We start from the raw sequence: 21,035 nt of genomic DNA, 5'->3' as shown, positions 1-21,035 counted from the left end.
AGGCGGCGATGCCTGTCAGGAGTGGCGGGAACGTTCGCGCCGCAGCATCTCGCTCAGCTCGACTTCGTAGTCCGCGTACGCCCGGCGAAGATCCTCTCCCGGCCAGTCGTTGGGCAGAAGTTCCTCGGGCAGCACGGGATCGTCCGCGAAATGCCTGACCATTGCGGTCGCGACCATGAACCGGTGGGCTCGGTCGCTGCTTCCGCGTAAGGCGCTCAAGAGCTCGTTGGCACGCCGGGACCAACCCTCCAGATCCCACAACGAGACCGCGAGCTCGGCCGCGGAGGGCTCCGCGAACATCGCGGAGCCGGTGAACCTCATGGCACGACCGTCGAGTTCCTGTGGCCACTCCCGCTCGAGGTTCGCCGGCCGCATCCAGACCCCTTGGCGCAGCTCGGCGAGGCGCAGCGCACCGAGTTCGTTGCCGAGGGCCATCCTCTCTGCGGCCGACCGCAAACTGGGTGCCGCGATAGCGATCTCCCAGAGCCCATCCCATTCGTGGGTCTCGGGATGATGGCCTTCGTCCTGGCGCCGCTGACGGGCGAGCAGGCGGGCCGTCAGGCGGTATCCCCGGTCCTCGGCAACGACGTCCCCGTCCGCGCACAGACGAGACAACGCGACCCTGGTCGTCCCCTCGGTGATCCCGAACAGCTCGGCCGTACGCACGAGGGTCCGGACCGGCAGGTCCGGCGGGTGCGTCCCGAGCAGAACCGAGAGGATGACCGACCGGGCGGTCAGGGGCCGCAGGCCGAGGGCGTCGTCAGCTGCTTGCATTTGCGGCGCTGGCTCAGACCAGCGGTGCGAGGGCCGGGGGGCTCTTCTGGCTCTGCTCCCAGGAGAGCGCGCATGCGGTGGAGCAGAACCTCAGGACGCTGTTGTCGGGACCGAACCGGGTATCGAGCCCCGCTATCGCCGGGAGCTCGAGCCCGCAGCAGGGATCCTTGACCATCTGGGCGTCTCTGCCGATGCTCAGCAGGTTGGCTTCCAAGGGTCGGTCGAACCCGTTGGCCGGGTACTGGTGCGCCTCGCTCGCCGAGACCCATCGCGGGGCCCGGCTGGACACCTCCCGCGTGGCCAGGACCTGGCCCGGGGCGGCCGCGTCGCAGAGCCGCGAGGCGACGTTCGTGGCCCTGCCGATGTAGTCGTCACCCTCGAACATGATCACCGCCCCCTGGGCCACCCCGGCGCGGATCTCCAGAGGCACCTCTCCCGGAACCAGCGCGGCCAACTCGAGGACCATCGCCACCACGGCGGAGGTGTCACCTGAACTCAACATCGCGCCGTCGCCCAGCCATTTGGTCACCCGGACACCGCGCCGTGCAGCGACCTCCCTCACCCTTGTCCGGAAGCTCGCGAGCACCACTACGGTCTGCTCGTCACCGTAGTGCTCTGTGAACGCGGTGAACCCGCTCAGGTCCACGAAGGCGAAGCAGCGCTCGACTCTCATGCCGCGCCAAGGCTACCGGCTGGACGGATGGGGCTCCCCTCCGCAGGGATCTGCAGGCCGGCCTCGACCGAGGAGGGGAGTACCTGCGGGGGAAGATCAGGCGACGCGGCTGGCGAGCACGAACCACGAGCTCATGGGCACGATGTGCACCTGAGCGCCCGTGTAGGGAGCTTCGACTATCTCGCCGTTCCCGACGTACATCGCCACGTGCTCACCGGGATTGGAAGGGAACACGAGATCGCCCGGCTGCAACGCCGACATCGGGATGTGAGTCGTGTCGGAGTACTGTGCTCCGCTGTAATGCGGCAGGGAGATACCTACCTGCGCATATGCCCACATGACGAGGCCGGAGCAGTCGAACGTGTTGGGCCCGGCAGCTCCCCACTGGTACCAGTCCCCGACGCGGCTCTCCGCCGCGGCGACAGCACCCGACGCACCATGACCGACCGGTGGCACGTTGGTGGAGGGCATGCTCACCAGCCGTGCTGCTGCGGCCTCTCGGGCCAACGCCTCTTGGCGCGCTTTCTCTGCTGCGGCCTTCTGCGCTGCAGCGACGAGCGTTGCGATCTGACCGGTCACCTGGTTCTTGAGAGCGGTCAGCTGCGCTGCGGTCTGCGTGGCGGCCTGGCGGTCCCTGCTCACCTGGTCGAGCTGCGATTGCACTGAAGCCTGTTGCTGTTGAAGTGTGTTCTTGGCCGCCTGCTCCTGCAGGGCCGCGAGCCGGAACTTGTCGATTGCATCGTTCTGGTTCGCGGCGAGGCTGTTGACGTACTCGGCACGCAGGAGACTGTCGTTCGCGGAGCTCATGCCGCCGGCGCCGGACATCGGGTCGCTGCCGCCGTGGACGTACGCCTGTAGGGCATCGGCCTTCAACGCCTGGCGAGCCTTGTTGGCGCTGGCCTCTGCCGTTGCGACCTGTTGAGCAGCCAGGTTGACCTGCTCCTGCAACGACTGCATGCGCATCTGCGCTGCGTCGTATTGCTCGGACAACGCTTCCTCCTGCTGTCCGAGCGCGTTGATACGAGTAGCAATCGCGGCGGCCTTGGCCTTGAGGCTCGAGATCTGATCTGCAGATGCTCGAGGAGCCACGAGACCTGAAGTCATGACAGCAACCATTGAGGTCGCAACCAAGACCCGACCCGCGTGCCGGCGGAAAATCCACGTGCACGTAGTCACAACGGGATTTCACCTTAGGCGATCCCGGCCGGGGCAAGCAAGGCTTTCCCGTTCAGCGATCCCACGGGGAGGGGGCGACACCCCTGCGACATGCCCGTCATTGGGCGCGATCAGGTGTTTCGCGCGAGCTCAGCTGAGGCGCTCAACCACCATCGCCATGCCCTGACCGCCGCCGACGCACATCGATTCCAGCCCGATCGTCTTGTTCTCGGTCTGCAGGCCGTTGATCAGAGTGGTCATGATGCGCGCGCCCGTCATGCCGAACGGATGGCCGAGCGCGATCGCGCCACCGTGCACGTTGAGCTTGTCCCAACTGATGCCGAGATGCTTCGCGCTCGGCACCACTTGTGCTGCGAAGGCTTCGTTGATCTCAACGAGGTCGACGTCGTCAATCGTCATGCCGGCGCGCTTCAACGCCTGGCGGCACGCCTCGATTGGGCCGAGTCCCATGATCTCCGGATCCAATGCGGTGACACCCGACGAGACGACACGAGCAAGAGGCGTGATCCCGAGTTCACTCGCCCTGGTGTCGCTCATGACGATGGTCGCTGCCGCGCCATCGTTGAGTGGGCAGCTGTTGCCGGCTGTAACTTCACCGTCCGGCCTGAATGCCGGCTTGAGTTCGGCGAGCTTCTCGACGGTGGTGCCAGGTCGTGGTCCGTCGTCCTTGGTCACTTCCGTTCCGTCCGTGAGTGTCAGCGGGCTGATCTCGCGATCGAAGAAGCCGTTCTCCTGCGAAGCCACGGCCCTCTGCTGCGAGAGCGCAGCGAACTCGTCCATCTCCTTGCGGCTCACGCCTTCCTTCTCGCGCACGTTCTCGGCTGTCTGGCCCATCGCTATGTAGATGTCCGGCAAACCCCGAGCGGGAGTCCAACTGTCGTTGCCGCCAAGCGACCTCGCGGCGCTGCGCTCCTCCGCATCACGGAACAGCGGGTTGTGGGTGTCGGCCATGCCGTCTGCCATGCCCTGGCCGAAGCGGCTCACCGCCTCCACTCCGGCCGCGACGAACACATCACCCTCACCGGAGCGGATTGCGTGCGCCGCCATGCGTATCGTCTGGAGGGAAGAAGAGCAGTATCGATTGACGGTGGTGCCTGGCACCGATGGCATTCCGGCGAGGATCGCCACGACACGCGCCATGTTGTAGCCCGCTTCGCCGGCAAGCTGCGCGTTGCCGAGAAGGAGGTCTTCGACGTGGGAAGGGTCGAGCTGCGGCACCTTGGCGAGAACCGCCTTGACCATCTGCGCGGCCATGTCGTCGGGGCGAAGGCTGACGAGTGATCCTTTGAACGCACGCCCGATGGGGCTGCGAGCGGTTGCGACGATGACTGCTTCTGGCATGGGACCCTCCTGTCCTTCGGCACCGGTATCGTGGGTGACGATGACTGATCTTACGGTCACGCCGGTGCGAAGCGATCCGGCGCTCGACGGCGACCACGAGCGCATGGCTCACATCGTCCTCGAGGGGTGGAAGCCCGAAGAAGGCGACTTCGTGTCAGCCGGCCCGTCCGTGGTCGAGGGCATCGTCAACGGCACAGCGGTCAAGGCCCTGTGCGGCAAGGTGTGGGTGCCCTCGCGCGATCCCAAGCGCTACCCGGTGTGCCCGACCTGCCAGGAGATCGCCAAGTCGATGGGATGGCAGGTCCCGGCCAGCTGACCTTCAGCCGTGCTCGGGTGGGGGGAACGCCGCTCCTTCTCCGATCAACCTCTGAAGCGCCATGACCTTCGCCGGACGCCGCATCCCCAGCGCCGCGGTGAGCTTGCCGCCGCGGCCGTAAGCCGCGACGAACCTTTCCTCCTCGACGGAGCCATCCACGACGACCACGTCGTCCCAAGGGCGTGCATCGCCGACGAACTGGATCTTGGCTCCGTGCTGGTCCGACCAGAAGTACGGCACGGGTTCGAAAACCGGTGCCGCCTCGGCGAGCAGGAGAGTCCGCGCAGCCGCCTCGCCCTGCTCAACGGCATTGGTCCAATGCTCTACGCGGACGTGCGTGCCGTACGCCGGATGGAACCACCGCGCCACGTCTCCCGCCGCGACCACCCCCGGGACAGGACGGCCCCCCGCAGTGGCGCGCAGCTTGTCGTCGCAGACCACCCCGTTGTCGATGTCCAGTCCGGATCCTTCCAGCCATGCCGTGACGGGACTCACCCCTACCCCGACGACCACGACCTGGCCGGGCACTACCTCGCCTTCTGCCAGCTTCACGCCTTCGACGCAGCCGGACTCCGCGACGACGCCTTCGACTGCAACGCCGGTTCGTACCTTCACCCCGTGGCGGCGGTGAAAGTCGGCCACGGCGTTGCCCATGTCATCGCCGATGGCCCGCGACAGAGGAACAGGGAGTGCCTCGAGGACCGTGACGTCCACGCCCAGGGTCGACGCGCTGGATGCGACCTCCAGGCCGATGAATCCCGCGCCTATCACCACCAGTTCCTGTGCCTTCAGCAGGGCGTCGCGAACTTGCAGCGCGTCCTCGATGGTCCGTAGGTAGTACACGCCGGATGACGGTTCGAACGCACGCAGCACACGGGGCTCGGCCCCGGTGGCGATCACAAGCAGGTCGTAGGGCACTTCTTCGCCCGCACTGCTAGGCGACGCGGGCGTCGCCGGCTCCACTGTGATGCGCCTTCTTTCGATGTCAAGGGATGTCGCTCGTGTGGACAGCATCCATTTGACGTCGTCAGCGGCCGTCCGATCGAGGACGATCGAGTCCGCGTCAGCTTTTCCAGTGAGAACCTGTTTTGACAGAGGAGGGCGGTCATAAGGCAGATGTGGCTCTGCCCCGATGACCGTGATTTCTCCTTCGTAACCGCTTCGCCGCAATCCCTCGGCGGCACGCAAGCCTGCGAGAGACGCACCTACCACTACAGCCCGGGCTGTCACGGACGGTGACGATACCGGTTCGCTTTCCTGTTTCTGCGGTTGTTGGCGCGAACTTCTCAAGCGAGGAACCGGAATCTCCGACCATCCAGGGGTCACGTCGAGCAAGTAGGCGAGGAATGCGGAACGGTCGTCCCCTGTCCCTGAAGACGCGCGCCCTTGTGGCAGCTGCAGCGGCAACAGCCGTGATTCCCGGCACGTCACTGTTCAGCGTCGCCGCTGGTGCGCCATCGACTGTCGCCGCTCATGCCCAACCGGCAGGGCACAGCGTGTCGAAGACCGCTGCAGGCGTCACCAAGGTCACGCGGGTGCAACCCCGTGAGAGGACCTCGGAGCAGCCTCCGACCGGTTCCGGATCAGCTGCCTCCACCGTTGCGACGGTCGTGGCGGCGACACCTACCCCGGACGGCCGCGGCTTCTGGATGGCCTGGAGCAACGGTCAGGTCACTACTGAGGGCGATGCGACATGGTTCGGCGACATGGCGGGCCACGCGCTCAACGGCCCAATCGTGGACATCGCTTCCACTCCCACCGGTCTGGGGTACTGGTTGCTCGGAAGCGACGGAGGCGTGTTCACGTTCGGTGACGCCGCGTTCTATGGTTCCACGGGCAACATCCGCTTGAACGCCCCTGCGTTGCAGATGGTGTCGACGCCGGACTCGCACGGATACGAGTTCGTCGCGGGAGACGGTGGAGTCTTCAACTTCGGTGACGCCGGCTTCTACGGATCCACCGGCAACATCCGGCTCAACCGGTCCGTGGTCGGAATCGCCCTCGCGCCGCATGGTGACGGCTACTGGTTGGTCGCCCAGGACGGCGGGGTCTTCAACTTCGGCAACACCGGCTTCTACGGGTCCACAGGTGCCATGGTCCTCAACCAGCCCGTCGTCGGGATGGCTCGTACCCTGGCTGGGGACGGCTACTACCTCGTGGCACGCGACGGTGGTGTGTTCAACTTCGGCAACGCTCCCTTCTACGGTTCGGGAGTAGGCCAGACCGCAGGTTTCCCGGCCATCGGCATGGTGGCTGACGGTGACGGTGGCGGTTACTGGATCATCCTGTCCAACGGCCGCGTGCTGTCCGAAGGGGACGCGACGACGTTCGCTGCGCCTGTCGCAGCCAGCAGTCCTGCGCCGTCCGCCGACAACAACTACGCCTTCGAGGTCACCAACGGCTCTGGAGCTCCGGCACGTTGGAATCCCTGCGAAGCGCTGCATTACGCGGTCGTATACCCCGGGGCGCCGAGCGGTTGGCAGACCGACGTGGCTAACGACATCAACCAGGTCAGCGCGGCGACCGGGATCTCGCTCGTCTACGACGGCGCGTTCTCGAGTTCGGCGGCGGTCCCCTCCACGTCGAAGATCGTGATCAGCTGGACATCGTCGATCACCGGCGGTGACGATGTCGGGCTAACGACCTACTGGTACTACAACACCAGTGGGTACGCCGCCCAGATGGTGTCGGCACAGATCCAGCTGCTCGGCTCCCTGAGTGGTGGTAGCGGTCCGTCAGGCGAGCAGCCGGTACTGCTGCATGAGCTCGGACACGCGATGGGCCTCGCCCACGTGAACGCTGCCGAGGTCATGAACCCGGTCGATCAGGGCTACGCCAGCTACCAGGCAGGGGACATCAACGGTCTGTGGCACCTCGGGTCCTCGCAGGGCTGTGCCAACTTCTACCAGTAGGGCGCAGCTCTACCAGTAGGCGTTCAACGTCGAGCGGAAACGGCGGCCGGCTTCAGCCGGCCGCCGGCGCGAGGTGATCGAGGGCCAGGGCAAGGGTGTTCCACGACAGCGTGGCGCACTTGATGCGCACCGGGAACTTGACCACCCCCTGGAGGGCTTCGAGGTCACCCAGAGCGACTTCGGGCTCCGGGAGCTCCGAACCATCGGCGGCGTCACCGTCACCATCGTCACCATCCAGTCGATGCTCGTGGATGGACATCATCGCCTTGAAGGTCCGGATGGTCGCTCGGGCCTCGGCAAGGCTCTTGCCCTTGACGGCGGTCGACATCATCGACGCGGACGACTGGCTGATCGAACAGCCCTGGCCGGTCAGCTTTATGTCAGCGAGCCTGTCGTCGTCGATCTGCACGTAGAGCGTGATCTCGTCGCCGCACAGCGGATTGAATCCCGTCTCGGCGTGAGCGGGAGGAGTCGGCAGCTCCCCCCTGTTGCGGGGATTGCGGTAGTGATCGAGGATGATCTCGCGATACAGGTCTTCAAGACCGGGCATCGTGTGCTCCTGCCCTTCCTATGCGAACAATCTGTCTGCGGTTGTGAGACCTTCCACGAGGGCGTCCACGTCAGCCTCGTCGTTGTACACCGAGAACGACGCCCGGGCCGTGGCCCCCACTCCGAGTCTGCGCATCAGAGGCTTGGCGCAATGATGGCCGGCCCTGACGCAGATGCCGGCCTCGTCGAGCACTTGTGAGAGATCGTGAGGATGGACGTTGTTGTAGTTGAACGAGATCACCCCGCCGCGACGCTCGGCATCAAGCGGCCCGTGCAGGACCAGCCCGGGATGGCGTTCGTGCAACTGTTCGAGCGCGTACGCGGTCAGGGACTTCTCGTGTTCGCGGACGGCGGGCATGCCGAGAGCCGACAGGTAGTCGATGGCGGCGGCGAGCCCGATCGCCTCGGCGATGGGGGGAGTACCAGCCTCGAACTTCCACGGAATGTCATTGGTGGTGAAGCCGTCGAGGCGGACGTCGCGGATCATCTCCCCGCCTCCCAGGAAGGCAGGCATGGAATCGAGCAGCTCGGCCCGGGCCCACAATGCTCCGATGCCAGTCGGGCCGAGCATCTTGTGGGCGGTGACACCGAAGAAGTCGACTCCGAGCGCCCTCACGTTGGTCGGCAGCTGGGGTGCGTGTTGGGCGCCGTCGACGAGGATGAGGGCGCCGGCGGCGTGAGCCGCGTCGGCAAGCTTCCGGACCGGGTTGATGGTGCCCAGGACGTTGGACATGGCCGAAACGCCCAGCAGCTTCGCCCCTTCGAGAGTCCGATCGAGATCGGTCAGGTCCAGCTCGCCGTCATCGGTCAGGGGCAGGTACCGAAGTTCGATACCGCGCTCTGCCTTGAGCGCGAGCCACGGCACAAGATTGGCGTGGTGCTCCATCTCCGTCAGGACGACGACGTCACCCTCGCCGAGGTTCTGGCGCCCCCACGAGTACGCCACCAGGTTGATCGCCTCGGTCACGTTCTTGGTGAAGACGATCTCCTGTGCCGAACCCGCTCCCATGAACCTGGCGAGCGCGGCACGCGAAGCCTCGAACAGGCGAGTCGACTCCTCGGCGATCGCGTACACGCCCCTGTGGACGTTGGCGTGAGTCGTCTCGTAATAGTGGCTCATGGCGTCGATCACGGCTGCCGGCTTCTGTGAGGACGACGCCGAGTCGAGGTACACGAGACGGCGACCGTGGATCTGACGGTCGAGGATCGGAAAGTCCTTCTTTATCGTGGCGACATCTAAAGACCTTGGCGCGATGGGTGGTCCAGAAGAACGCTGCTCGGCAGCGTTCTTCTGCTCGGTCGATTCTGCGAACCTCTTCAACGCCATGCTTCATACCCTTCCTGCTCGAGGCGAAGGGCGAGATCCGGGCCCCCGCTCTGGACGATCCTGCCGTCGATCAGAAGGTGAACGAAGTCTGGGAGCAGCTGCTCGAGGATTCGCTGGTAGTGCGTCACGACTATCACTCCGAGCTCCGGCCGGGCTTGGCGAACGGCAGTGACCCCTCTGCCGACGACCCCGAGCGCGTCGATGTCCAATCCTGAGTCCGTCTCGTCGAGAATGGCCAGATCGGGCTCCAGGATTGCCATCTGGAGCACCTCGTTGCGCTTCTTCTCTCCGCCGGAGAACCCTTCGTTGAGGTATCGATCCCCGAAGGAGGGGTCCATCCCGAGCTTCTTCATCCACTCCATGATCGATACGCGCAACTCGAGCACGGACAGCTCGGTCCCGCGTCGGGCGGAGAGAGCCTGTCTGAGGAACTGCGCGATCGGCACGCCGGGGATCTCCTCCGGGTACTGGAAGGCGAGAAACATCCCTGCCTTCCCTCGGACATCCGCCGGCCAGTCCGTGACGTCCTCGCCCTTGAACAGCACCCGCCCCGAGTCGACCTGGTAGGCCGGGTTGCCGAGCAAGGTGTTGGCAAGGGTGGATTTGCCCGAACCGTTTGGGCCCATCAACGCGTGGGTCTGGCCGATGTCCACTACGAGATCGACACCGCGGAGGATCAGCGTACCGTCGACCGATACGTGCAGGTCCTGCACCTCGAAAAGCGGGGGGGGCACGCAACGATTCTATTACCACTACCGAGATAGGGAAAAATATTGCGTACCGGACTGGGGGTGGGAAGGAGTGGGTAACGACAGCGGGTAACCTGCCGCGGGATGGCCGACCCGTGGAACTCGCAGGTCAGCACGTCGCTTGGCGGTCCGGGCGACCGTGTGACGCTCGTCGAGGGCTCGGCATTCCTCATCTGTGCTCCTGGCGGCCAAGTGTCGCCGGAGTCAGCCGAGGGATTCTTCTTCCGTGACACCAGGTTTCTGGCCAGATGGATTCTGCTCGTCAACGGCCAGGTGCCCGAGCCGCTCGCCAGGTCCGTGCCCGACCCCTATTCGGCCACGTTCGTGGCGAGAACCCACCCGGGGCCGGGCCGGGCGGACTCCAACCTCATGATCGAGCGGCGCCGCTACGTGGGCCGCGGGATGCGCGAGGACCTGATCGTCAGGAACTTCGGGGAGGAACCCGCCTATTGCAAGGTCGAGATCGGCTACGGAGCAGACTTCGCCGACCTGTTCGCGGTAAAGGAGGGTCGCGTTACTGGGTCGGCGGACATAGTTGCCGACAAGGGAGAGAGCGACATCCGCTTCCGTCACAAGAACGGAGCACACCGCCGATCGCTGCGCGTCGCTTTTTCTCACCCGCCACAACTCGACGGCCCGGCGGCCCGTTGGGAGGTGATCATCCCGTCGAAGGGCGCTTGGACGCTTTGCGAGCAGTTCTCGTGCGGCATCGACGACGACGAGATCGAACCGAGGTGGCTCTGCGGTCAACCGGTGTCGCGCGCGAAGCCGGCAGAGCGGATGGCCGCATGGAGGCGCAGCATCCCGGTGCTGGACACCGACCATGAAGGCCTGCGGACGGTCGTCAACCGGAGTGCCGAGGACCTCGGGGCCTTGCGGATCTTCGACCCGGATTACCCCGAACGCACCGTTGTCGCTGCCGGCGCCCCTTGGTTCATGACACTCTTCGGGCGCGACTCCCTGATCACCGCGTGGATGGCGTTGCTGGTCGATCCCGAGCTCGCGTTGGGGACGCTCCAGACGCTCGCCCGGTTCCAGGGCACCGACGTACGCCCGGGCAACGAGGAGGAACCCGGGCGAATTCTCCATGAGATGCGTTTCGGAGAGGCATCCTCTCTTTCTCTCGGCGGTGGGGCGATCTACTACGGGACGGCCGACGCCACACCGTTGTTCGTGATGCTGCTGGGGGAGCTCCGCCGCTGGGGACTCGCTCGTGAGGCCGTCGACGAGCTGCTGCCGCACGCGGACAGGGCGATCGACTGGATCCAGAAGTTCGGTGACAAGGACGGCGACGGGTACGTCGAGTACCAGCGCACGTCTGACCGGGGGCTGCGCAATCAGGGCTGGAAGGATTCGTTCGACGCCGTCCGCTTCGCCGACGGGCGCATTGCCGATCCGCCGGTGGCGCTGGCGGAGGTGCAGGGCTACACGTACGGCGCCTACCTTGCGCGGGCGTTCTTCGCTGCCGAGCAGGGCGATGTCGCCCTGGCGACGGACCTCCGGTCGCGTGCTGCCGAACTGAAGGCGGCGTTCAACCGGGACTTCTGGCTGGAGGACAAGGGTTGGCTGGCGATGGGGCTCGACCGCGACAAACGACCCGTGGACGCGCTGACATCGAACATGGGCCACTGCCTGTGGACCGGGATTCTCGATGCGGAGAAGGCGGACCAGGTGGCGCGCAAGTTGATCGGGCCCGACATGTTCAGCGGCTGGGGTGTCAGAACCCTGGCGGCTTCGATGGTGGGCTACAACCCGATCAGCTACCACTGCGGCTCGGTATGGCCACACGACAACGCGATCGTCGCGGCGGGCCTGATGCGATACGGCTACGTGCGGGAGGCTCAGCGCGTGATCATGGGCGTCCTCGACGCCGCAGTGGCGCAGGGGGGTCGCCTGCCCGAGCTCTTCAGCGGACTCGAGCGGATGGAGTTGCCGCTAGTGGTGTCGTACCCGACGTCGTGCTCTCCGCAAGCCTGGGCGGCGGCATCGCCGTTGCTGATGCTGCGCACATTGCTTCGGCTCGACCCGTGGGTTCCCCGGGGCAAGGTCTGGCTTCACCCGGCACTTCCCGAGCAGATCGGGCGGCTGCGTGTCGGTCGCATCCCGCTTGCGGGTGCCAAGGTGACGGTCTCAGTGGAAGGCGACGAGGTCTCGGTCGAGGGATTGCCGGCAGACCTGGAACTCGTGGACGCGCCCCGTCACCCGCTCACCGGGTCCTGATCCCTGGGTGGTCTACCAGCCTCTGTCGATCCACTCCTGAAGGTGCGGCCGCTCGGTGCCGATCGTCGTGTCGGCCCCGTGGCCAGGCATGACGATCGTGTCCTCGGGAAGCGGGACGAACAGCCGGTGCTCGATCGACCGGATGATCGCCGGGAAGTCCCCGCCCGGGTACTTGGTCGCTCCGGGACCGCCCGGGAAGAGGGTGTCACCGCTGAACAGGACGGGGGACCCTTCGAGCCTGAAGCACATGGAGCCGGGAGTGTGGCCGGGCGTCGCGATGGTGTGGAGCCGGAGCCGGCCGACCCCTATGACGGCCTCGTCCTCGAGCACGAAGTCGTAACTTGGGAGCATCTCCGAGTCGGCCGCCGTCACCCCCACGTCGTAGCCGGCGTCGCGCACCGCCGGCACCGCCTGTATGTGGTCCCAGTGTCCGTGGGTCTCCAGGACCTTGCGTACGCCGAGACGGGAGCAGAGGTCGATCAGCTTCTCGTGCTCGTTCGCGGCGTCGAGCAGGACCGCGTCGCCGGTCTGCCTGCAGCGGAGGATGAAGACGTTGTTGTCCACGGGGCCGACGACGAGCCGGTGGATCTCCGCCTGGCCGTCCTCGTAGTGAAGGGTTCCGGGGTGCATCCTTACCAGCCTATGGGCTAGAAACTACCTGCAGACGACCGAGTGCCCGAGGGGGACCAAGCGTGAATTTCGCCTTCAGCGAGGAGCAAGAGGAACTGCGGAAGGCGGTCCGCCGCTTCCTGGAAGACAAGTCCCCGGAGGCGGAGGTCCGCCGCCTCATGGACACCACCGAAGGTTACGACCCCGCGGTCTGGTCGCAGATGGGCGACCAGCTGGGCCTGCAAGGGCTGATCATCCCTGAAGAATTCGGTGGTTCGGGCTACTCGTACGTCGAGCTGATCGTGGTCCTGGAGGAAATGGGGCGGGCTCTGCTGTGCGCGCCGTACTTCTCCAGCGTTGCTCTCGCAGCGAACCTTCTCCTGGTATCGGGAGACGACGCGGCGAAGAAGGACTACTTGCCAGGCATCGCAAGCGGCTCGACGATCGCCACCGTCGCACTCGCAGAGGCCTCCGGGCGCTGGGACGAAGAAGGCGTGACCGTCGAGGCGAGTGGGTCCGGGGACACCTGGACACTGTCCGGCGAGAAGCTGTACGTGCTCGACGGCTACACCGCGGACCTGGTGCTTGTCGCCGCCCGGACACCCGCCGGCGTTTCGGTGTTCGCCGTCGACAAGGGAGCGCCCGGCTTCACCGCCACGCCGCTGTCGACCATGGACCAGACGCGCAAGCAGGCGAAGCTCACCTTCGACTCCACCCCCGCTCGCCTGGTGGGCACCGACGGGCAGGGGTGGCCGGCCATCTCCAAGATGCTCGATCTGGCAGCGGTGGCGCTGGCAGCCGAGCAGGTCGGCGGCGCGCAGAAGGTTCTGGACATGGCCGTTGAGTACGCCAAGGTGCGCGTGCAGTTCGGACGCCCGATCGGCAGCTTCCAGGCGATCAAGCACAAGTGTGCCGACATGTTGCTCGAGGTGGAATCGGCGAAGTCCGCTGCCTACTACGCCGGTTGGGCCGCGGCAGAGGACAACGACGAACTGCCGGTCGTGGCGTCGTTGGCCAAGTCGTATTGCTCCGAGGCGTACTTCCACGCCACCGCCGAGAACATTCAGATCCACGGCGGTATCGGGTTCACCTGGGAGCACCCCGCCCACCTGTACTTCAAGCGGGCGAAGAGCTCGGAACTGCTCTTCGGGGACCCGACCTACCACCGCGAGCTGCTCGCACAGCGAATCGGCATCTAGCGCATCCCGCCCCAGAGGGCGGCGAGGCGGGTCAATCGAGCCGGCGCAGGCCCTTCTTGTAGCGAGCGGTGTTTTCGACGTACACCTGCGCCATCAGCTTGATGAGCCCGGTGTGCGACCGGTCCGGCTTGATCGAGGCCGGTACGCCCACCGCGAGGGCGCCGGACGGGACCCGCATGTCGTTGGTGATCACGGCGCCTGCCGCGACCGTGGAGCCGTGCTCGACGACGGCCCTGTGGAGCACGATCGACCCGACACCTATCAACGACTGGTCCTCCACCGTCGCGCCCTCTATGTGGGCCAGGTGCCCCACGACCACCCACGACCCGATACTGGTGTCGAGATCGGAAGTGGCGTGGATGATGGCGCCGTCTTGGATCGACGTCGCTTCGCCGACGTGGATGGTTCCGTAGTCGCCCCTCAGCACTGCTGAGGGCCACACGCTGCTGTGGGCTCCGATCCGGACGTCGCCGATGACAGTGGCATCAGGATGGACGTAGGCCTCTGGGTCGATCGAAGGAACGCGCTCGCCTATTGCGTAGATGGGCACGTCCGCACCGTACCGGGGCCAGCTGTTGCCGTGCACGGTGCCGGTCGGTAAATGCTTGGCGCGGGCCACTCCTCCCGGTAGCATTCGTGTCACCGAGGAAAGGAGGTGGTCCAGCTGAGCAGTCAACGATTTGGGACCTCGGAGGTGTCTGGCCGCTAGGCGGCGCCTGGACCACCTGGTGAATCCGAGCCAGCTACCCGGGGTGTTCTCCGGCCGGGAGCCGGTCCCGCCCGGCGCGTAAGGAAGCGCCCTGCAATCCAGCAAGATCGAGCGAGGGGTCGCCTCAGGGCGGCCCCTCGCCTCTCTCTACGCCGAGGTCGACCGTGCGCGAGAGTGAACGGGTGACTTCCCCGAGCGGCGCCTTCTCGATCGAATCAGGCGACGCCACGCTGGCCGCTTACTTGGCGCGTCCCGCCCCCTCTGCTGCCGGAGGCGCCGGCCGTCACGGGCTCGTGCTCTGCCACGGCTTCCCGTCGGAGTCCAACGACAGCACGGTCTCGAGCCGCGGGTTCGAGGAACTGGCGGACCGGCTCGCCGCGGACACCGGCTGGGTTGTGTTGACGTTCAGCTTCCGCGGCACCTCGCAGTCGACTGGCAACTTCTCGCTTGGTGGCTGGCTGGCCGACCTCAAGGCCGCCACCGACGCGCTGCTGAGCGCGCCGGGTGTGGACGGCGCGTGGTTGTGCGGGTTCGCGGCAGGAGGCGCGCTCGCGATCTGTGCCGCGGGCGAGGATCCGCGCGTGCGCGGTGTGGCTGCCTTCGCGGCTCCGGCGGACTTCGGGGAAAGGGCTGCGGACGCCCGCAGGTTCGTCGCCCAGGCACGAGCGGTAGGGGTCATCCGCGACCCGAACTTCCCACCCGACCTCGACGCGTGGGCACGCGAACTGCGGGAGGTGCGGCCCCTGAGCCTCATCGGCAAGATCCCGCCACGCCCGATCCTGCTGGTCCACGGTGCCAACGACGAGGTCATCCAGGTGCTCGACGCGAGGGCGCTTGCGGACGCCGCAGGAGGCGAGGTCGAGCTACGGGTGCTGCCAGGCGCGGCGCACCGTCTCCGCCATGACCCGCGCGCCATCGCCATCCTCATCGGGTGGCTGGACCGGCAGCACCTCTAAAGAGGTTCGCAGACCGCCGGGCCCCAGCCGGCTTGCTCGTCGATCACTTTCCGCAGCGCCCGTGCGGCACTCTGCGGTTCGCCGGATTCGGTCAGGTACCTGACCACGACGAATCGCCGCGCTCCGGCGGCGGCCATGGCGGGGATCGTCTCGGGGGTCACTCCACCGGTGACGAACCAGGGTCTCCCGTCGAGGCGGCCCTGGGGCGTCGACGCGACTTCCCTCAGGTACCCCACGCCGGTGCCGGGACGGCCCGGTTTCGTCGGTGTCGGGGTCACCGGACCGGCGGAGAGATAGTCGACCGGTTCGCTCTCGGCGGCCGCCCATTCGGAGAGTGCGTGGGTGGAAAGACCGACGATGGCGTCGGGCCCGAGAATCTGCCGGGCTACCGCCGGTGGCGTGTCGTCCTGGCCGACATGAACTCCGTCGGCCCCCGCCGCGAGGGCGAGATCGGGACGGTCGTTGAGGACGAACGGCACGCCGTGCTCCGCGCACACTGCCATGGCGCGCTCGGCACGGCTGATCAGGTCGCGAGCGTCGAGGCGCTTGTCGCGCAACTGCACGACGTCGACTCCACCGCGGATGCACTCCCTCAGGAAGTCCTCCAGGTCCGGCCGGTCGGCGGTGCACAGGTAGAGGCGCCGCCCTTCCAGGGCAGTTACCGCCGGACGCTGCCGAGCGTCATCCACCTGCGACCGCCCTGACGAGCTCGACCCGATCCCCCTCGTGAAGCACCGTCGACGGCATCTGCGAGCGCTCGACGGGCTCGCCGTTGAGCTCGACGATCACCCACTTCGACCCGACTCCCATTGCTTCGAAGAGTTCGGGGAGTGTGGCCGCGTCCGCGAGCCTTACAGGATCGCCGTTGGCGATGACCTCCACGCGCTAAGGCGCCGAAGCGGCTGCCCTGGCCGCCGCCTTCATCTGTTGCTTGTACGCCCTCACCTTGCCGAGCGAGACGCCGTCCGTGATGTCCGCAACCGACAGGAAGCTGCCTTTCTCACCGAATTTCCCTGCCGCGGCTTGCCAGCCCTTCGGGCGCACGCCCATTTGCTTGGCGAGCAACGCCACGAAGATGCGAGCCTTCTGCTCGCCGAACCCCGGCAGCGAGCGGACCCTCTTCAGCAGCTCGTCTCCCGTGGCCGCCGTCGTCCAGACATTCGACGCCGAACCCTCGTAGCCGTCGACCACGATGCGGCACAGATCCTGGACTCGCTTCGCATTCGCCGCCGGGAAGCGGTGAAGGGCCGGTCGCTCCGAGAACACCGCCGACAGCCGATCCGGGTCCATGTCGGCTATCTCGGCGGCATCGAGACGTCCACCGAGGCGGTCCTTGAGATCCTTCGGTGAGCTGAATGCCCGTTCGAGCGGGATCTGCTGGTCCAGGACCATCCCGATCAGCAGGGCCAGCGGATCCTCGCTCAGCAGCTTGTCCGCTTCGGCGTCCCCCGACAGGTGAAGCGTGGCCATGGGCGAAGCCTAACTTCTCTAGCTGAGCCTCGGATCGGGAGCATCGGCGTCGATGCCGTAGCGGGCGATGGCGTCTTCGACTTCCTTGGCCTTCGCCTCGCCGGTCGTCAACAGGCCGTCGAGGACCGCGACCACCACGTGAGCGGCGTCGGTCTCGAAGTGCCGGCGCAGGGCCTCCCGCGTGTCCGACAACCCGAAGCCGTCGGTGCCGAGCGGGATGAAGTGTCCCGGAACCCATCTGGCGACCTGATCCGGCACGGCCTTCATGAAGTCGGTCACCGCCACGATCGGGCCCTCAGCCCCTCCGAGGGCCTCCGTAACGTACGGAACGCGTGGCTGGAGACTCGGGTGCAGCCGGTTCCAGCGCTCGACCGACAACGCGTCTTCGCGCAGGGCCTTGTAGCTGGTCGCCGACCAAAGCTCGGCCGCGACGTCGTGCTGCTCGGCAAGAACGCGCTGCGCCTCCAGCGCCGCCTGGGATGCGCTGCCCGAGAAGAGGATCGTCGCCCGCCGCGGCGGACCTTCGGGCGCTGCCGCGAAGCGGTAGAGGCCCCGCAAGATGCCGTCGTGGATACCGTCCGGCTTGGGCGGCATCTGATAGTTCTCGTTGTAGAGGGTCAGGTAGTAGAAGATGTCCTCGGGATCGGGGCCGTACATCCGGCGGATCCCGTCGTCGATGATCGCCGCCACCTCGAAGGCGAAAGCAGGGTCGTACGCCTGAAGGTTGGGCACCGCGGAGGCGAGCACGAGCGAGTGCCCGTCGTCGTGCTGGAGCCCCTCGCCGAGGAGGGTGGTGCGCCCCGCGGTCGCCCCAAGTAGGAACCCGCGCCCGCGCATGTCGCCGAACGCCCAGATCAGGTCGCCGACGCGCTGGAACCCGAACATCGAATAGAAGATGAAGAACGGGATCATCGGCTGTCCCCACGTCGCGTAGGAGGTCCCCGCGGCTGTGAAGTCGGCCATCCCCCCCGCCTCGCTGATCCCTTCCTCGAGGATCTGACCGTCCTTCGCCTCCATGTAGGAGAGCATCAGCTTCGAGTCGACGGGCTCGTAGAGCTGACCCATGGGAGCGTAGATCTTCATCTCCTTGAACAGCGCGTCCAGGCCGAACGTCCTCGCCTCGTCCGGGATTATCGGCACGACCCGCTGGCCGACGCCCTTGTCGCGCAGAAGGTTGCGCAACATGACGGCGAAGGCCATCGTCGTCGAGACCGCGCGCTTGCCGGAGCCTGTGTCGAACTCGGCAAGGGCCTTCTCGGCGGGGGCCGGCAGTGGCTTGGAGCGGACCAGCCGGTGCGGAAGCGAACCGTTCAGAGCGCGGCGCCGTTCGACCATGTACTGGTACTCGGGCGAGTCGGGCGCGGGCCGGAAGAACGGCGGCTCACCCTTCTCCAGCGCCGAGTCCGGTATCTCCTCATCGAGATAGAGGCGGTCGCGGAGCAGCTTCAGCTGCGCTGCGTTCATCTTCTTGATCTGGTGGGTCGAGTTGCGGGCCTCTATCTCCGGGCCCAGGGTCCAACCCTTGATCGTCTTCGCCAGGATCACCGTCGGCTGGCCCGTCGTCTCCGTGGCTGCCTTGTACGCGGCGTACAGCTTGCGGTAGTCGTGACCGCCTCGGGGAAGGTTGCGAAGGTCGTCGTCCGATAGGTGCTCCACCAGGGCGCGCAGCCTCGGGTCGGGACCGAAGAAATGCTCCCGGATGTAGGCGCCGTTCTCGGTGGCGTACTTCTGGTACTCGCCGTCGACCGATGTGTTCATCTTGTTGAGCAGGACCCCGTCGACGTCTCGGGCGAGCAGGTCGTCCCACTTCGATCCCCATACAACCTTGATGACGTTCCATCCCGCGCCACGGAAGGTCGCTTCGAGCTCCTGAATAATCTTGCCGTTCCCCCGGACGGGCCCGTCCAGGCGTTGCAGGTTGCAGTTCACGACGAAGATCAGGTTGTCGAGCTGCTCGCGGCCGGCGAGGGAGAGAGCTCCGAGCGTCTCGGGCTCGTCGCATTCGCCATCGCCCAGGAAGCACCACACCCTGCTGCCGGACGTATCGGCGATGCGCCGGTTCTGCAGGTAGCGGTTGAAGTGAGCCTGGTAGACGGCCGACAGGGGTCCCAATCCCATCGAGACAGTCGGGAACTCCCAGAAGTCGGGCATCCACCGCGGATGGGGGTACGAGGAGAGCCCACCGACGCCGGCCTTCTCCCCCTGCAGCTCCATGCGGAAGTAGGCGAGCTGTTCCTCGCTCAGGCGACCTTCGAGGAAGGCCCGGGCGTAGATGCCCGGAGCGGCATGCCCCTGGAAGTACACCTGGTCGCCCGCCTGCCCGTTGTCCTTGCCCCTGAAGAAATGGTTGAAACCGACCTCGTAGAGGCTGGCCGACGAAGCGTACGTTGCGAGGTGACCGCCGATGCCTTCAGCCGCGTGGTTCGCCCTGACCACCATGATCGCCGCGTTCCAACGTATGTACGCTCTGATGCGCCGCTCGATGTGCTCGTCGCCGGGGAACCACGGCTCCAGGCCCGATGGAATGGTGTTGACGTAAGGGGTCGACACGGTGGCGGGGAACCCGACCTGGTTCTCTCGGGCCCGCTCGAGGAGCTTCATGAGAAGGAACCGCGCCCGCGTCTTCCCCCGCGCGTCGAGCACCGCGTCAAACGAGTCGACCCACTCCGCCGTCTCTTCGGGGTCAACGTCGGGGATCTGATGAGAGAATCCGTCGAAAATCACCTCTACATGCTCGCGCCGTGAGGGCTGGAAGCGGCGCACGTCTTCGCGCCGGGCATGCTGTGCGGATGCAGGAGAAGCCCGACGACCCCGCAGCGCGGCCCTCCGGGGTAGGAATCAACGCTACCCAGGTGACTCTCGTGTACACCGATGGAGCCTGTTCCGGCAACCCCGGACCCGGGGGCTGGGCTTGGGCCATTCCCAACGGCTCTTTCCGCAGCGGCGCGGCTCCGCTGACGACCAACCAGCGCATGGAGATAAATGCGGTTCTCGACGCCGTCACGACCCTCGACGGGCGGTTGGAGGTCGTCAGCGACTCGACCTACGTCGTCAACTGCTTCCGGGACGGCTGGTGGCAGCGCTGGTTGTCCCGCGGTTGGACCAACAGCCAGAAGAAGCCCGTCGCGAACCGCGACCTGTGGGAACCGCTCATCGACGCTTACCGCTGTGATCCGAGGCGCATCTCTTTTCGTTGGGTGAAGGGCCACGGAGGCGACCCGTACAACGACCTCGTCGACCGCCTGGCCGTCGAGGCCGCCGCCCGCCAGGTGGGGCGCGCAGGGGAGGGCGTGCCCTAGCGGGCCCTCGACACCATTCTGAATATGGGGCGCAGCTCTCTTATACCGAACACCCTCGCCAGAAGGAGGTACGCCACCGCCGAGCCTCCGACCTGCAGCACCAGCCTTGCTACGAGGACCGGGTCGGTAGCACTCGAGGGAAATGGAAGCCCGATCAGAGCGGCAACCGCGCCGGCGACCCCCCCGGCGACGGCAATCCTCACGAGCGCCCGGGTGGTGTTCGCCCCGCCGAGCCGGCCGACCCGGCGGCGCAGGTCGGCCCAGGCTACGAACGACACGACGGTGTAGGGGGCCACCCAGCCGAGCGCGAGACCCGGCACCCCGAGGACAGGGTCGAGCGCGGCCGCGGCCGCGATCGTCAGGGCGTTCTCCAGCACGTACAGCCAGAACATCGCGCGTGCCTCCTGCATCGCCTGGTAGGCGCGCATCAGGAGGAAGAAAGCGCTGAACCCCGGCAGCCCGACGGCGAAGAGGGCGAGCGTGGACCCGACCAGGTGGGCTCCTTGGGCGCTCACCCTGCCGTGGTGTACCGCCAGCTGTATGAACGGCTGAGCCACCGCGATGTAGACGAGACCCGCTGGTAGCAGGACGGCGAGCGTCGTGCGGAGCCCAGTGACGAACTGTCGCTCGAAACCGCGAGTGTCCCGCGCCGTCCAGCGTTCGGAGAGGTCGGGCATGATTGCCGAGGCGACCGACACCGCGACGAGGGCGTACGGGAGCTGGAAGAACTGGAAGGAGAACTGGTAGGCGGTGACC

The 21,035-nt window shown here is 66.5% G+C and carries 21 protein-coding genes; 6 read left to right on the top strand and 15 right to left on the bottom strand.

Annotated elements, in window-relative coordinates; translation table 11 throughout:
- Nucleotides 1-15: 15 nt before the first annotated feature.
- The 4 genes from VNF71_05060 to VNF71_05045 form a co-directional block, all read right to left on the bottom strand.
- The gene (locus VNF71_05060) at nt 16-774 is read right to left on the bottom strand and encodes a PaaX family transcriptional regulator C-terminal domain-containing protein (GenBank protein HVA73913.1); all 759 of its coding nucleotides are present in this window, start codon (nt 772-774) and stop codon (nt 16-18) included.
- Between the two features lie 13 nt (nt 775-787).
- Nucleotides 788-1,447, bottom strand: a complete 660-nt coding sequence (locus tag VNF71_05055; protein ID HVA73912.1) for an adenylate/guanylate cyclase domain-containing protein — start codon at nt 1,445-1,447, stop codon at nt 788-790.
- Nucleotides 1,448-1,543: 96 nt separating this feature from the next.
- Nucleotides 1,544-2,551: an NlpC/P60 family protein gene (locus VNF71_05050; GenBank protein ID HVA73911.1), complete on the bottom strand. Its 1,008-nt coding sequence runs from the start codon at nt 2,549-2,551 to the stop codon at nt 1,544-1,546.
- Nucleotides 2,552-2,752: 201 nt separating this feature from the next.
- The gene (locus VNF71_05045) at nt 2,753-3,964 is read right to left on the bottom strand and encodes an acetyl-CoA C-acetyltransferase (protein HVA73910.1); all 1,212 of its coding nucleotides are present in this window, start codon (nt 3,962-3,964) and stop codon (nt 2,753-2,755) included.
- A 40-nt stretch (nt 3,965-4,004) separates the two neighbouring features.
- On the opposite strand from VNF71_05045, the gene VNF71_05040 reads away from it, so the two are divergent.
- Complete coding sequence (locus tag VNF71_05040) at nt 4,005-4,280, top strand: DUF3039 domain-containing protein (GenBank protein HVA73909.1); 276 nt, start codon at nt 4,005-4,007, stop codon at nt 4,278-4,280.
- A 3-nt stretch (nt 4,281-4,283) separates the two neighbouring features.
- Here VNF71_05040 and VNF71_05035 read toward each other — a convergent pair whose 3' ends face one another.
- Nucleotides 4,284-5,510: an FAD-dependent oxidoreductase gene (locus VNF71_05035; GenBank protein ID HVA73908.1), complete on the bottom strand. Its 1,227-nt coding sequence runs from the start codon at nt 5,508-5,510 to the stop codon at nt 4,284-4,286.
- A gap of 116 nt (nt 5,511-5,626) precedes the next feature.
- Between VNF71_05035 and VNF71_05030 the strand changes: the two genes are divergently transcribed.
- Nucleotides 5,627-7,192 (top strand): hypothetical protein, encoded by a 1,566-nt coding sequence (locus VNF71_05030; GenBank protein ID HVA73907.1) that lies wholly within the window; start codon nt 5,627-5,629, stop codon nt 7,190-7,192.
- A 52-nt stretch (nt 7,193-7,244) separates the two neighbouring features.
- Here the strand turns inward: VNF71_05030 and VNF71_05025 are convergent, their stop codons facing one another.
- Genes VNF71_05025 through sufC form a run of 3 tightly spaced genes read right to left on the bottom strand, consistent with a single transcriptional unit; the run spans nt 7,245 to nt 9,802 of the window.
- Complete coding sequence (locus tag VNF71_05025) at nt 7,245-7,742, bottom strand: SUF system NifU family Fe-S cluster assembly protein (protein ID HVA73906.1); 498 nt, start codon at nt 7,740-7,742, stop codon at nt 7,245-7,247.
- Between the two features lie 18 nt (nt 7,743-7,760).
- The gene (locus tag VNF71_05020; GenBank protein HVA73905.1) at nt 7,761-9,068 is read right to left on the bottom strand and encodes a SufS family cysteine desulfurase; all 1,308 of its coding nucleotides are present in this window, start codon (nt 9,066-9,068) and stop codon (nt 7,761-7,763) included.
- On the bottom strand, nt 9,059-9,802 hold the full coding sequence (gene sufC / locus VNF71_05015) for a Fe-S cluster assembly ATPase SufC (GenBank protein ID HVA73904.1): 744 nt from the start codon (nt 9,800-9,802) through the stop codon (nt 9,059-9,061). The genes VNF71_05020 and sufC overlap by 10 nt, the downstream gene beginning before the upstream one ends.
- 99 nt (nt 9,803-9,901) lie before the next feature.
- Between sufC and VNF71_05010 the strand changes: the two genes are divergently transcribed.
- Nucleotides 9,902-12,037, top strand: a complete 2,136-nt coding sequence (locus tag VNF71_05010; protein HVA73903.1) for a glycogen debranching N-terminal domain-containing protein — start codon at nt 9,902-9,904, stop codon at nt 12,035-12,037.
- A 12-nt stretch (nt 12,038-12,049) separates the two neighbouring features.
- Here the strand turns inward: VNF71_05010 and VNF71_05005 are convergent, their stop codons facing one another.
- Nucleotides 12,050-12,667, bottom strand: a complete 618-nt coding sequence (locus VNF71_05005; GenBank protein ID HVA73902.1) for an MBL fold metallo-hydrolase — start codon at nt 12,665-12,667, stop codon at nt 12,050-12,052.
- A 62-nt stretch (nt 12,668-12,729) separates the two neighbouring features.
- Here VNF71_05005 and VNF71_05000 point away from each other — a divergent pair, with 62 nt between their 5' ends.
- Nucleotides 12,730-13,845: an acyl-CoA dehydrogenase family protein gene (locus VNF71_05000; protein ID HVA73901.1), complete on the top strand. Its 1,116-nt coding sequence runs from the start codon at nt 12,730-12,732 to the stop codon at nt 13,843-13,845.
- Between the two features lie 31 nt (nt 13,846-13,876).
- Here VNF71_05000 and VNF71_04995 read toward each other — a convergent pair whose 3' ends face one another.
- On the bottom strand, nt 13,877-14,395 hold the full coding sequence (locus VNF71_04995) for a gamma carbonic anhydrase family protein (protein ID HVA73900.1): 519 nt from the start codon (nt 14,393-14,395) through the stop codon (nt 13,877-13,879).
- A gap of 341 nt (nt 14,396-14,736) precedes the next feature.
- On the opposite strand from VNF71_04995, the gene VNF71_04990 reads away from it, so the two are divergent.
- Nucleotides 14,737-15,510: an alpha/beta fold hydrolase gene (locus VNF71_04990; protein ID HVA73899.1), complete on the top strand. Its 774-nt coding sequence runs from the start codon at nt 14,737-14,739 to the stop codon at nt 15,508-15,510.
- On the opposite strand, the gene thiE is transcribed toward VNF71_04990, so the two are convergent.
- From thiE to aceE, 4 genes are read right to left on the bottom strand one after another with little or no spacing between them, the layout of a single operon-like run.
- A complete protein-coding gene (gene thiE, locus VNF71_04985; GenBank protein HVA73898.1) occupies nt 15,507-16,199 on the bottom strand; it encodes a thiamine phosphate synthase in 693 nt (230 codons plus the stop codon). The genes VNF71_04990 and thiE overlap by 4 nt on opposite strands.
- Entirely contained in the window at nt 16,192-16,392 is a 201-nt protein-coding gene (gene thiS / locus VNF71_04980) for a sulfur carrier protein ThiS (GenBank protein HVA73897.1), read from the bottom strand. The genes thiE and thiS overlap by 8 nt, the downstream gene beginning before the upstream one ends.
- Nucleotides 16,393-16,395: 3 nt before the next feature.
- A complete protein-coding gene (locus tag VNF71_04975; protein ID HVA73896.1) occupies nt 16,396-16,980 on the bottom strand; it encodes an HhH-GPD-type base excision DNA repair protein in 585 nt (194 codons plus the stop codon).
- 18 nt (nt 16,981-16,998) lie between these two features.
- Nucleotides 16,999-19,704, bottom strand: a complete 2,706-nt coding sequence (gene aceE, locus VNF71_04970; protein HVA73895.1) for a pyruvate dehydrogenase (acetyl-transferring), homodimeric type — start codon at nt 19,702-19,704, stop codon at nt 16,999-17,001.
- A 65-nt stretch (nt 19,705-19,769) separates the two neighbouring features.
- Here aceE and VNF71_04965 point away from each other — a divergent pair, with 65 nt between their 5' ends.
- Nucleotides 19,770-20,279 carry a ribonuclease H gene (locus VNF71_04965; protein ID HVA73894.1) on the top strand — a complete coding sequence of 170 codons (510 nt, stop codon included), beginning with the start codon at nt 19,770-19,772 and terminating at the stop codon, nt 20,277-20,279.
- Here the strand turns inward: VNF71_04965 and VNF71_04960 are convergent.
- Nucleotides 20,276-21,035, bottom strand: a 760-nt coding sequence (locus tag VNF71_04960) for a lipid II flippase MurJ (GenBank protein HVA73893.1), incomplete at its 5' end; no start/stop codon positions are given. The genes VNF71_04965 and VNF71_04960 overlap by 4 nt on opposite strands.

The organism is Acidimicrobiales bacterium (assembly GCA_035533095.1).
Taxonomy (GTDB): Bacteria; Actinomycetota; Acidimicrobiia; order Acidimicrobiales; family Palsa-688; genus DATLUM01.
This window is presented reverse-complemented; position numbering and strand designations above follow the sequence as displayed.

Excerpts from the sequence above, each read along its gene's own strand:
- VNF71_05005 (HVA73902.1), bottom strand. The coding sequence starts at position 12,667 with ATGCACCCCGGAACCCTTCACTACGAGGACGGCCAGGCGGAGATCCAC.
- VNF71_04965 (HVA73894.1), top strand. The coding sequence starts at position 19,770 with ATGCAGGAGAAGCCCGACGACCCCGCAGCGCGGCCCTCCGGGGTAGGA.
- VNF71_05010 (HVA73903.1), top strand. The coding sequence starts at position 9,902 with ATGGCCGACCCGTGGAACTCGCAGGTCAGCACGTCGCTTGGCGGTCCG.
- VNF71_05020 (HVA73905.1), bottom strand. The coding sequence starts at position 9,068 with ATGGCGTTGAAGAGGTTCGCAGAATCGACCGAGCAGAAGAACGCTGCC.
- VNF71_04975 (HVA73896.1), bottom strand. The coding sequence starts at position 16,980 with ATGGCCACGCTTCACCTGTCGGGGGACGCCGAAGCGGACAAGCTGCTG.
- VNF71_05045 (HVA73910.1), bottom strand. The coding sequence starts at position 3,964 with ATGCCAGAAGCAGTCATCGTCGCAACCGCTCGCAGCCCCATCGGGCGT.
- VNF71_05060 (HVA73913.1), bottom strand. The coding sequence starts at position 774 with ATGCAAGCAGCTGACGACGCCCTCGGCCTGCGGCCCCTGACCGCCCGG.
- VNF71_05030 (HVA73907.1), top strand. The coding sequence starts at position 5,627 with ATGCGGAACGGTCGTCCCCTGTCCCTGAAGACGCGCGCCCTTGTGGCA.
- VNF71_05050 (HVA73911.1), bottom strand. The coding sequence starts at position 2,551 with ATGACTTCAGGTCTCGTGGCTCCTCGAGCATCTGCAGATCAGATCTCG.
- VNF71_05025 (HVA73906.1), bottom strand. The coding sequence starts at position 7,742 with ATGCCCGGTCTTGAAGACCTGTATCGCGAGATCATCCTCGATCACTAC.
- VNF71_05040 (HVA73909.1), top strand. The coding sequence starts at position 4,005 with ATGACTGATCTTACGGTCACGCCGGTGCGAAGCGATCCGGCGCTCGAC.
- VNF71_05055 (HVA73912.1), bottom strand. The coding sequence starts at position 1,447 with ATGAGAGTCGAGCGCTGCTTCGCCTTCGTGGACCTGAGCGGGTTCACC.